Here is a 4,176-nt window from a genome sequence, read left to right as displayed (position 1 = left end):
CTTACAATCTGTTTAATACCAGTCATTTCATTAATCATTGGTAGACCTTCGGCATTTTTATTACTTTCGTAATATTTTTTCCTATCCTTTTTTTCCTCTACTAACTTCTCACTTTTAGGTGTTCTAATTTCAATAGTATCTTCTAGTTTCTCTGCTACTACTTCTTCTACAAAATCATCATTTATGTCGTATAAATAGGTTGAAGAATTATATTTTATTCCCCTTGCTTTTGTTTTTAATGTCTCACTAAAATCTTTTCTGCTAATTGAAAACTTACGAATAAATTTATCTGTTACAATTTTCTTTTCTTTTAACCTATTTTTGTTTGCAATTGTATTTTGATTTATTGCTCTTGCTATCTCAACTAAACTTAAATAAGATAAATTCAGGACTTTAGCATTACTCATAACTGACACCACCCGTTTTATTACTTTAGTAATTTTTTCTAAACGCATCTAAGTAAATGTTAATGTTTTTTTACTATAGAAATATTACTAAAGTAATATTTCTATATATAATTGGCTTTTCCTTTAAAACTAAATCTTTTATTTATATTTATATATTTTAATGCTTTGTGTAATTATTCTCAAGAAAATCAGTTTGATGCTACCCCCCAAGCGCATTCAAGATAATAAATGAACACTAAATTTAACTAGGGATTATAAGTTTTTTGATTTATATTGTTCCACACTTATTGAAAGTGACTTAAAGATAGGAAATAAATACAATCAAGAGGCAGAAGCTATGAAGATGTTTTAAAGTTCTTACTGGTGTTATTCAGACTTAATACTAACAATTGATATTGTTATGTAACCTAATTTCTACTTTGATTTTAACTCATCCACCTCAATATGCTAATATACCTTTTTGGCGGGTAAGGTAAAAACACCCAATATGTGTCTTAACGTGGTAAATTTACGCTTAGCGGTTACTACCCCTTACATATTCAAAAGGTTCCAAATTTTTTAGGCTTCCTAAATATTATTTTAAAAAGCTAGTAAACAACCATAATTTCACTATTATGGTTGTTTACTAGCTTTTTTGAGACTTTATTTCACTTTGTAATATAGTTCGTTCCACACGCTAACCCGATTGCGACCCTCATGTTTTGAGTGATATAGAGCTCTGTCAGCAGCCACTATTAATTCATCAGGTGTCTCAGTTTGTTCCGATAATCTGGTTACAATTCCAAGGCTCACTGTGACATAATCTGCACAGAGAGAATTATTATGCACAATTGCTGATTTCTCGACATTGGCTCGTAAATTTTCAGCTACAATGGCAGCACCTGTGGCATTTGTATTGGGCAAAAGAACAACAAACTCTTCCCCCCCATAACGTGCTGAAAAATCCCCGGGACGCTTCAAAGTTTTTTTTAGTGCAGATGCTATCGTCCTTAGACAATTATCACCCTTAAAGTGACCATAGGTATCATTAAAGGCTTTAAAGTAATCGACGTCGAGCATAATTAAAGAAAGTGGTGTGTTGTCTCTCATGGCTCGCCTATTTTCTTTAATCAATTCTTGATCGAAACCCCGGCGGTTAGATATTCCTGTCAACTCATCTAAATAAGACATCTTTTTCAATCTTTCATTATCCGCGTATAATTGACGAATAATTTCAATTAGATTTAACTCTGATGCCTGCTTTTTTTCTACACTTTGAAAAACGAGCTCTTTATTAGCAATAACTAACTTAGCTTCTAATTTTTTTTTCTTTTCAGTTTCTTGTAGTCTTCCAATATAATTTTTCATTTATAATCTCCTTTTTTAGTAAACACCATAGTACAAGCTATTATTTTAACCGTGGAAATATTACGTTTCTTTTTCATTATTTTTCTCTAAAGAAGCCTAATTTTCAAGCTTCTTAAAATTATATGGATTAAATAAAAATGCCGTGAAAGTTTAATAACTTTAGAAAGAAGGAATTAGATATGATGGATATACCAATAGCAATATATATATTCATAATTTCACTAATTGGGTTAATACTACTTTCAGCTTTGCTACTAGGGGTACTGGCAGCAAAACGCGGAAATTATACACTAAGGATCAAAACTAATCAGAATAACGATTTAAATGTACTCTAACGTATTTTTAGCAATTGTAACTAGCTTGTACCAAACATGTCACTAAGCGGATTTAGCAGTAAATAAAACGTTATATAGACTCAATACATTGACTTTGAATTATTTACCGTATAAGTTTACTCATGCAATGGCTTGAAACTGTATCGCATGAGGTTAAAATAATAAAGTAAATAATACGTTCGTTTGTTTTACCACTTTTATAGAAATTATGGCTCTATTAATACATGGTTGCTGTTTAAGCGGAATAGGCTAGAGCTTAGAGTATATTTTCCGCTAAAAGATGCCTGCACCCCTTCTACGGCTAAACATGCATACAGAATCCACAGATTCCTTTGATGGAACCGATCATAGTCACTTTATAAATTTCTCCTCAAAGCTAGGCGCAGTCATTGGCTTTCCAATTAAATAACCCTGCCCAAAATCACATTCCTTTTCACAAAGTATTTGTAATTGTTCCTCTGTTTCAATACCTTCAGCGATAACCTTAAGATTCAAACTATGTGCCATAGCTATAATTGCGGTCACAATTGCTTCATTTTCTTTATTTTTAGTTAGGTCTCTCAGGGGTCTCGCCAACATAAGTCTGAATAACACCAGTAAGAACTTTAAAACATCTTCATAAAGGTAACTGTACTTTACGTAGATGTTCGTAATTGTTTTGTTATACTTTACACATACAATTTTATGGGGCTTTTTACTCTACGTAATGGTGTACCTTTACGTAGGTCAGTTTGTTTTAAAATCAACTATAGTTTATAAAAATGGTGTTTAATGGTATAATTTATCTAGTGAATAAGTCGTAACTGTAAAAGATTGAGCCACATGGATTATTTATACTTTGGGGGAGGATGTAAAAATGGTTGGTAAAGTAAATCTAAAAAAACAAGTTAATAGTATAAGCGAAATATTTACATATTTAAAAATAGGTGAATTAAATAATCATATGTTAAATGTTCTTCAAGCAGAAAATAGAACTCTTGATTTTCATGTGCATGAATTGTCGGATGAAATGTTTTACTGCATTGAAGGTGAGTTTGACATTGAATTTAACGATGGATTAACCCATCTATGTGAGGGTGATTTTGTGATTATCCCAAAAGGTATGAGGCATAGACCTATTTGCAAATCACTAGTTAAATGTTTGTTAATTGAAGAAAAAGGAACATTAACTAATGAAAATACAGGTGGGACATACTATAAGTAAAAAGTATCAGACTGAGTTAAAGTAATTAGTGAATGAGCATAATATGATGTTGAGTTAGTTCTCAATTTTCTAATAAAACGTCACAACTATCAAAACCAAATAATCCTCAATCTAATAACAAAAAAGGTTGCAATGCCTTTTTTGTTATTAGATTGAGGATAAACTCTTTTTCAATAAGATATATTGTATTATTCTATGTATTGATATTAGTTAGTTTTAGGCTATTTTTAATTCCTGTTGGTGTGATTCAGAGAAATGTTGGCGGGACCCCTTTACGCAAAAAACAAAACGAATGTACGATTTTATATTAAATCGTACATTCAGGTAGTCCATAATTTATAAATAATGTGTATTATCTCCTACTAAATAACCTCAGTACAAACAAAAATATATTTATAAAGTCTAAATATAAAGATAATGCCGCCAACACAACCCCATGCATATCATTACTTTGTGCTTGCATACGCTTTATCTTCTGCATGTCATATGCTGTTAATGCACCAAATACTATTATGCCTAAGAAGCATACCCCTAGATTGAATGTGGAAGAAACAAAAAATATCTGCATAATAGTAAGTAAAATTAAACCTATTACAAACATCATGGCAAATTGACCTATTGCACTTAAGTCTTTTTTTGTTGTTATCCCTACCATTCCACTACTTAAAAACATTAATGAAGTTAGAGCAAATACAGTAATTAATTGACCTTGATTTACAATTAAAAAAACTATACTCAATGTTACACCATTTACTGCTGAATAAACCAAGAACCAAAATATTGCAGATGCTGTAGACATTTTAGCAACTCTCTTAACTAATGTTATAACCATAACCAGTTCCAGAATCATAGCCCCATAAATTACTGTTGTAGATACATTCAT

Annotated in this window: 6 protein-coding genes; 2 read left to right on the top strand and 4 right to left on the bottom strand. The window is 31.0% G+C overall.

Going from position 1 to position 4,176, the window contains the following annotated elements; translation table 11 throughout:
• Together VIM70_RS03975 and VIM70_RS03970 are read right to left on the bottom strand one after the other, a co-directional pair.
• Positions 1-407: hypothetical protein (locus VIM70_RS03975; protein ID WP_331944327.1), on the bottom strand; the 407-nt coding region annotated here is incomplete at its 3' end.
• Between the two features lie 642 nt (positions 408-1,049).
• Positions 1,050-1,754 (bottom strand): GGDEF domain-containing protein, encoded by a 705-nt coding sequence (locus VIM70_RS03970; protein WP_331944325.1) that lies wholly within the window; start codon positions 1,752-1,754, stop codon positions 1,050-1,052.
• Positions 1,755-1,933: 179 nt separating this feature from the next.
• Between VIM70_RS03970 and VIM70_RS03965 the strand changes: the two genes are divergently transcribed.
• The gene (locus VIM70_RS03965) at positions 1,934-2,089 is read left to right on the top strand and encodes a hypothetical protein (RefSeq protein ID WP_331944323.1); all 156 of its coding nucleotides are present in this window, start codon (positions 1,934-1,936) and stop codon (positions 2,087-2,089) included.
• A 351-nt stretch (positions 2,090-2,440) separates the two neighbouring features.
• Here the strand turns inward: VIM70_RS03965 and VIM70_RS03960 are convergent, their stop codons facing one another.
• Positions 2,441-2,668, bottom strand: coding sequence for an EAL domain-containing protein (locus tag VIM70_RS03960; protein ID WP_331944321.1), 228 nt, complete (start codon positions 2,666-2,668; stop codon positions 2,441-2,443).
• A gap of 277 nt (positions 2,669-2,945) precedes the next feature.
• Between VIM70_RS03960 and VIM70_RS03955 the strand changes: the two genes are divergently transcribed.
• On the top strand, positions 2,946-3,293 hold the full coding sequence (locus VIM70_RS03955) for a cupin domain-containing protein (RefSeq protein WP_331944319.1): 348 nt from the start codon (positions 2,946-2,948) through the stop codon (positions 3,291-3,293).
• A 352-nt stretch (positions 3,294-3,645) separates the two neighbouring features.
• On the opposite strand, the gene VIM70_RS03950 is transcribed toward VIM70_RS03955, so the two are convergent.
• Positions 3,646-4,176, bottom strand: a 531-nt coding sequence (locus VIM70_RS03950; protein WP_331944317.1) for a Bax inhibitor-1/YccA family protein, incomplete at its 5' end; no start/stop codon positions are given.

Source organism: Clostridium sp. (genome assembly GCF_036569345.1).
Classification (GTDB): domain Bacteria; phylum Bacillota; class Clostridia; order Clostridiales; family Clostridiaceae; genus Clostridium_AD.
The sequence above is the reverse complement of the archived record's forward strand: the minus strand, read 5'-3'. Positions and strand labels throughout refer to the sequence as shown.

Excerpts from the sequence above, each read along its gene's own strand:
- VIM70_RS03960 (WP_331944321.1), bottom strand. The coding sequence starts at position 2,668 with ATGTTGGCGAGACCCCTGAGAGACCTAACTAAAAATAAAGAAAATGAA.
- VIM70_RS03970 (WP_331944325.1), bottom strand. The coding sequence starts at position 1,754 with ATGAAAAATTATATTGGAAGACTACAAGAAACTGAAAAGAAAAAAAAA.
- VIM70_RS03965 (WP_331944323.1), top strand. The coding sequence starts at position 1,934 with ATGATGGATATACCAATAGCAATATATATATTCATAATTTCACTAATT.
- VIM70_RS03955 (WP_331944319.1), top strand. The coding sequence starts at position 2,946 with ATGGTTGGTAAAGTAAATCTAAAAAAACAAGTTAATAGTATAAGCGAA.